7 protein-coding genes and 1 pseudogene are annotated in these 6,760 nt (G+C 40.8%); 7 read left to right on the forward strand and 1 reads right to left on the reverse strand.

Annotated elements, in window-relative coordinates; all coding sequences use genetic code 11:
- Nucleotides 1-146 precede the first annotated feature (146 nt).
- Nucleotides 147-467: pseudogene (locus tag PN457_RS10035) on the forward strand (DUF4332 domain-containing protein); the annotation flags it as partial.
- A 4-nt stretch (nucleotides 468-471) separates the two neighbouring features.
- Here PN457_RS10035 and PN457_RS10040 read toward each other — a convergent pair.
- Entirely contained in the window at nucleotides 472-1,086 is a 615-nt protein-coding gene (locus tag PN457_RS10040) for a TetR/AcrR family transcriptional regulator (protein WP_271733106.1), read from the reverse strand.
- Nucleotides 1,087-1,238: 152 nt separating this feature from the next.
- Here PN457_RS10040 and PN457_RS10045 point away from each other — a divergent pair, with 152 nt between their 5' ends.
- From PN457_RS10045 to PN457_RS10070, 6 genes are all read left to right on the forward strand, one after another.
- Nucleotides 1,239-2,849 (forward strand): M16 family metallopeptidase, encoded by a 1,611-nt coding sequence (locus PN457_RS10045; RefSeq protein ID WP_271733107.1) that lies wholly within the window; start codon nucleotides 1,239-1,241, stop codon nucleotides 2,847-2,849.
- Nucleotides 2,850-2,884: 35 nt separating this feature from the next.
- Nucleotides 2,885-4,390: a M16 family metallopeptidase gene (locus PN457_RS10050; protein WP_271733109.1), complete on the forward strand. Its 1,506-nt coding sequence runs from the start codon at nucleotides 2,885-2,887 to the stop codon at nucleotides 4,388-4,390.
- A gap of 246 nt (nucleotides 4,391-4,636) precedes the next feature.
- Nucleotides 4,637-4,876: a hypothetical protein gene (locus PN457_RS10055; RefSeq protein ID WP_271733110.1), complete on the forward strand. Its 240-nt coding sequence runs from the start codon at nucleotides 4,637-4,639 to the stop codon at nucleotides 4,874-4,876.
- A gap of 609 nt (nucleotides 4,877-5,485) precedes the next feature.
- The gene (locus PN457_RS10060; RefSeq protein ID WP_271733113.1) at nucleotides 5,486-5,737 is read left to right on the forward strand and encodes a hypothetical protein; all 252 of its coding nucleotides are present in this window, start codon (nucleotides 5,486-5,488) and stop codon (nucleotides 5,735-5,737) included.
- Nucleotides 5,738-5,906: 169 nt separating this feature from the next.
- Nucleotides 5,907-6,155, forward strand: coding sequence for a hypothetical protein (locus PN457_RS10065; RefSeq protein WP_271733115.1), 249 nt, complete (start codon nucleotides 5,907-5,909; stop codon nucleotides 6,153-6,155).
- Nucleotides 6,156-6,293: 138 nt separating this feature from the next.
- Nucleotides 6,294-6,533: a hypothetical protein gene (locus tag PN457_RS10070; protein ID WP_271733117.1), complete on the forward strand. Its 240-nt coding sequence runs from the start codon at nucleotides 6,294-6,296 to the stop codon at nucleotides 6,531-6,533.
- Nucleotides 6,534-6,760 lie beyond the last annotated feature (227 nt).

The raw sequence follows: 6,760 nt of genomic DNA on the forward strand, positions 1-6,760 counted from the left end.
ATTTGTACCAACGCCACGCAGTTCTATAACTTATCCCTACCTTTTTTGCATAATCAGATAGTTTCATTCATTTAATGATCGTACATTCATAATATTATACTACAAATGTACATAAATGACTATAAATTCATTAAATTATTGAAGACCTAATTAAACAAGGAAAAACTGCCCAAAGTAGGGTGGATTTGGCAAATAAACTACAGGTTAATCTTCAATATGTAAATAAATGGATGGCTTTAGCGGATTTAGCGCGTATTCCTGGTATAGGAGTGCAATATTGCGGTTTATTGCTCCATTCCGGTATTGGTTCTGTAGCACAACTGGCTCAAACACCCACCTACAGGTTACACCAACAAATTATGCGTCTGCAAGTCTCAACAATGCAACGCCGAGATTTGTGTCCAGCTATTGATGTGGTAGAACAGTGGAGTCAACAAGCAAAAATAGTGCTGAGTTCTCAGGAGTGATGTATTATTCCTTGGCCAACACGCCATTGAGAAAAATGTCGGCTAATCCTTCGGCCATTTGCTGCATTTCCTGGGGGGAAGCATCGGGAGCTATAACAGTATTGTTAGAGAAACCGGCGATCGCAAACATTCCTAAAAAAACCTTAGCCACCAGTTTAGCATCGGTTTGGCGATAAATCCCCTTATCCATGGCAGTTTGAAAGAAAGCTTCAGCCACACCGGTCATTTTATCAATGACTTCTTCTTGAATGCGATCGCGCAAATCTGGATGAAACTGGACTTCCATAAAACAGACCCTCATCATATCTACATTTTTGTGTAGATTCCACATCCGGCGGCGCATCACTTGTGCAATAGCCTTATAACTACCCATTTCACTCAATTCTGTGAGCAAATCTGTTAGAATATCCACCCACCCACTAGTAGCTACTTCCACTAAAATGGATTTTTTATTAGGAAAATGACGAAACAGAGTACCCTCAGCAACCCCAGCTGCTTGTGCTAAGTCACGGGTGGTAGTACCATCAAATCCCTGAGAAGCAAACAACTTCTGTGCGGACTCTAAAATGCGGGTACGTGTTTGTGCTTCTGAAGGCGGAGGTGAATTAAAAACTCGCATAATAACTTATGGTGTGATCTTCCGAAGGCGGTTTGTATCATTATTCTCTAATATCAGGTACCAAAAACACAGAAACTTAAATACAAGGTTAACGCCCTGTTTGTTACTTAGCACATTTCTTAGATAATAGAACTTTAATTTTATTGTCGCTTATGAATCAGCCCCCTCGTTCAATTTTGGCTTGGTCATTGCGTCGGCTCTCGACCATTTTGATGGTACTCCTAATTTTATGGTGTGGGTTACTGCCAAACACAGCTCTAGCTGACACTCAAACGGCAAATCCTCTGCAAAGAATCCTGCAACTTCGTCAAAAACCACCACACAAGAGTTCAATTCAACCTTATTTAGATCGGGTAATTGAGCAACTAACAGAGTTTCGCCTGGATAATGGGATGAAATTCATTGTCTTAGAAAGACATCAAGCGCCTGTAGTTTCTTTTGTTACTTATGCTGATGTGGGGGGTGTGGATGAGCCAGATGGTAAAACTGGTGTAGCACACTTTTTAGAACATTTAGCATTTAAAGGTACTAGGCGTATTGGTACAAAAGACTACGAGGCAGAAAACCTATTACTAGACCGCCTAGAACAGTTAGATGCCCAAATTAGAAGCGCAAAAGCCAATGGTAAACAAGATGATATCACTCAATTGCAAACTGAATTTAAGCAAATACAGTCCCAAGCAGACCAGCTAGTCAAACAAAACGAATTAGGTCAAATTGTCAACCAAGCGGGGGGTGTAGGTTTAAATGCTACTACTTCTGCCGAAGCTACTAAATACTTTTACAGCTTTCCTTCTAATAAGTTGAAACTGTGGATGTCACTCGAATCAGAGCGATTCTTAGAACCTGTACTACGTCGGGAGTTTTACAAAGAAAAAGATGTAATTTTGGAAGAACGCCGGATGCGGGTAGATAATTCGCCTATCGGTACAATGGTGGAAAACTTTATGGATACTGCTTTCACAGTCCATCCCTACCGGCGACCGGTGATTGGTTATGAAGAGGATATCCGGAATCTGACACCCGAAGATGTACAAAACTTCTTTAACGCTCACTATGTACCGAGTAATTTAACCATTGCCATTGTCGGAGATGTCGATGCGGCCCAAGTGAAAAGACTGGCAAAAATTTACTTTGGCCGCTATCAAGCCAAACCAAAAGCAGCAGCAAAGATTCCACCCGAACCACCGCAAACACAAACACGAGAATTTACTTTAGAGTTACCCTCCCAACCTTGGTATTTAGAAGGCTATCACCGACCATCAGTTAGCCATCCCGATGATGCAGTTTATGAAATTATCGCAGGTTTATTAAGTAATGGGCGTACATCTCGTTTGTATAAATCTTTGGTAGAACAGCAGCAACTGGCCTTAAATGCTGCGGGTTTTAGTGGCTTTCCTGGTGATAAGTACCCAAATCTAATGTTATTTTATGCTCTCACTGCTCCCGGTCACACTGTGGATGAGGTGGCCTTAGCTTTGCGACAGGAAATTGACAAATTGAAAGCTCAACCTGTGACGGCGGCTGAGTTGCTACGGGTGAAAACTCAAGCACGGGCGAGTTTGTTACGTAGTCTTAATTCCAATATGGGTATGGCCCAGCAGTTATTAGAAGCGGAGGTAAAAACTGGTTCTTGGCGCAATTTGTTTGAGCAGTTAGATGCAATTTCGGCGGTGACACCTGCGGATATTCAACGGGTAGCTCAGGCAAGTTTTACATCACAAAACCGCACAATTGGTAAGTTGTTGTCACAACAAGGTTAACACAATGAAGCACACACAGGCTCAGGAGACGAAGAATGGGATTGAGAATTTTCAATGTTAAATTTAGGTTTGGCAAGAGTAGGAGTCTATTTTATGGTTTGATTCTGGTTGTTGCCTGTTTGTTGATCAGTTTTAACTTTTCTTGGGCGGCGACGGCGGCGGCTAAACACTATACTGAGTTAGCTCTGCCACCATTGCCTGAGATTAAGTTACCGAAAAATGAGCGGTTTGTGCTGGATAACGGTTTGGTTGTGTATTTAATGGAGGATCATGATTTACCGTTGGTAAATGGTACCGCTTTGATCCGGACTGGAAGTCGCCTAGAACCGGCTGATAAAATCGGGTTGGCTGGTTTTACTGGTGCGGTGATGCGGACTGGGGGAACTCAGAAGCATTCGGCTGATCAGCTCAATGAGATTTTAGAACAACGTGCTGCTACTGTGGAAACTGGTATTAGTGAAGCTTCAGGTAGTGCTAGTTTTCAGTCTCTCGCCGAAGATTTAGAAACGGTGTTTGATTTGTTTGCGGAGGTATTGAGAGAACCTGTATTTGCCCAAAAACAGTTAGATTTAGCTAAAACCCAGGCTAGGGGTGGTATTGCTCGCCGTAATGATAATCCAGATGGTATTGCTAGACGAGAATTTCAGAAATTAATTTATGGCAATGATAGCCCCTATGCTCGCACTATGGAGTATGCCACCCTAGATAATATTTCCCGTGAGGATTTACTACGGTTTTACCAGCAATATTTTCATCCCAATAATATGATTTTAGGGATTGTAGGGGATTTTGAACCGCAGAAAATGCGATCGCTCATTCAAGCTAAGTTTGGCGATTGGGAACCCCATCCCGAAATTACTCCACCCCAGTTATCCGAGGTAACCCCAGCTAATACCGGTGGGATATTTTTTGTGGACCAACCACAACTAACTCAGAGTAGTGTGCTAATTGGACATCTGGGTGGTCAGTTAGATAATCCCGATTATGCTGCACTGGATGTATTGAATGGGGTATTAAATGGGTTTGGTGGACGTTTATTAAATGAGGTGCGATCGCGCCAAGGTTTAGCTTACTCTGTATATGCCTACTGGAGTCCGCGCTTCGATTACCCAGGAATGTTTATTGCAGGTGGACAAACCCGGTCAGATGCTACTGTGCAATTTGTCCAATCCGTACAAGCCGAAATCAAGCGTCTGCAAGCACAACCTGTGACAGCGCAGGAACTAGCTTATGCTAAAGAGTCTACTCTCAACTCCTTTGTATTCAACTTTGAAGACCCTGCTCAAACCTTATCACGGTTAATGCGATACGAATATTACGGCTATCCGGCTGATTTCTTATTTAGGTATCAAAAAGCTGTAGCCGCCACAACTGAAGCTGATGTGCAACGAGTAGCACAAAAATACCTCAAACCCGAAAAAATGGTAACTCTGGTAGTAGGGAACCAGACAGCCATTCAACCGCCATTGACGCAACTAGCAGCAACGGTAACCCCCATAGACGTGACAATTCTCATGTCCCAATCACAGGCGCAGAATTAAAAGTTCGCTGGAGACGCGAGACGTCGCGTCTCTAATCCCTAATAAACAACTCAAGATGTAAAACTGTTAACTGGGCAAAACATCCGTTTTTCAGACGTAACTACTTGATTTTTGTCTAGAAAATTCACAAAGTTTCTTGACTTTTACCAATGAAATTGTCAAATATAAGAAAGAAATTATAATTTTGAGTATAGTTCTGTCAAAAGCCTACTAAGTCTCACCGGAAGTATTTAGGGAGTTAATCACATGGCAAGGATAACAATTGAGGATTTGTCTCCTCTTAGGGTTCAACAGATTCTGAATGAAATCACAGATGGGGAAATGAACAGGGTGGAGGGAAGTCAAGGAAGCGATATCAATGAACAGTCTTTAGCTCATAATCTAGATCAAAATCTAGATAATCTTCTTTTTAGCTTAAGAACCCAAATGGGTGTGGTGATTGTTGGTGCTAGAACTATGTTCAATGAAGGATTCAATTCTTTGTAAGCAATTTCTCTAATTAAATATTTAAAATAATGCTTGATTTTGAGGTAAATTAACTTCAAGATCGCTAAATTAACCTATAAATTAATTTATAGAAATAAATATCATCTGACATCTTCTTAGAGGATGTTTGGACAGTCATGATTACTGTATCGAATATTATTTGACCCCACCCTAACCCTCCCCTTGTAAGGGTAGGGGACTGGATTTGATTGTTTTTTGTGTGTTACCCAATCCTTCGGTGTTCCCTGTTCCGGTGTTCCCTAAGATAAAAATTACCTGTTTAATACTTTCCAAACATCCTCTTAGAGCAATTCTGTGGAAGCCTCCCATGGACCTTCTGTTCATGTCTCCTAGCCATGACTGTATCCAGTTCATGACTAAATATGCATTGGGTATCTTGAAATTTTTTCCAAAATAATTAGACGATAATTAGTTTCCTAAATGTCATACATTTTCCAGACAAAAATCTTGAATATATGTCTTTTTAACAAGCTGTTTACCCTTGACTTTCTGATTTTTAATCAATAAAAATAGCAGTAACAGTTAAGCAAACACAGCTTGATTGCCTACCAATTTCATTTACCAAGAACAAGTGCTTGAGGAGCTAATATGGCAAACATCAAACTGTCTGAACTAAACGCTACTGGTTCTGAATTATTTCAAGATTCTGAGAGTTTTCTCAATGAATTACAGGATGTAGATTCTATTTCCGGTGGCGATACCTCTGGTCATGGTGATGGCTACGGCTACCCAGGAGTCAGTGGTATTTCTACACTGACTAAACTAGCCGAAGCATTTGTTACGGTCTATGCCATTGGTCATGTTACCGAACTAGCTAAGTCATTTAGTCAAGCATACTAATGGCTTCAGGTAACTACTAAGCTATCGGGCTTTTTAGGGGTTAAAGCCAATCAGTAATCTATGTTATCAACATGAATTTTACTGATGATTAATAATCCCTAAAAACCAAGCAGCTGCAACAATTTTCTGTGAGCTTGCTTAATTGGGACAAGACTATTAGGAGTAAATCATGGCTAATATCAAACTTTCTGAACTAAATACTGCTGGTTCTGAATTGTTTCAAGATTCCGAAAGTTTCTTGAACGAATTCAGCGATGTAGACTCCATCTCCGGTGGACAAATCGGTGTCGCTACAGGTGCTACATACGGCGCCAGCAACCTTCTAACATTAACTAAGTTAGCTGAAGCATTTGTCATTACATATGCCGTTGACCATGTGACTGTCTTGGCTAAATCATTCAGTTTAGCCGGCATCTAATAATTCTGCATCACTACAGAGCTTGATGGTTTTTCAGGGACTAAAGGCATAATCTTGTGTTATTACCAATTATCCCTGTGTTCTAGCTAATCTATGCAATCTTCAGTGTCATTACAACAGGTCTTTTAGGAGCAAATCATGGCAAATATTACACTGTCTGAACTACACGCTGCTGGTTCTGAATTATTTCAAGATTCTGAAAGTTTTCTGAATGAATTCAGCGATGTAGACTCCATCTCTGGTGGACAAGTTGGCTTACGTCCAGTCCAGGCTGCTGCTAGTAATCCTATGACTCTTATGAAGTTAGCAGAGGCTTTTGTGACTATATATGCCATTGACCATGTGACTGCCTTAGCTAAGTCATTCAGTCAATTCTAATGACTTCAGGTAACTACTGAAATTCATGGCTCTTGAGGAATTAAAGGTAAGAACTAATTAATATGATTACCAATAATTCCTCAGATCCGGCTAGACACCATCTTGATCTTAACTGCAACAAACAAGTCTTCACAAGTCTTTTAGGAGTACATCATGGCTAATATTACTCTTTGTGAATTACACGCTGCTGGTTCTGAATTGTTTCAAGATTCTGAAAGTTTCTTGAA

The organism is Anabaenopsis arnoldii, assembly GCF_028331025.1.
In the GTDB taxonomy this organism is placed as follows: Bacteria; Cyanobacteriota; Cyanobacteriia; order Cyanobacteriales; family Nostocaceae; genus Anabaenopsis; species Anabaenopsis arnoldii.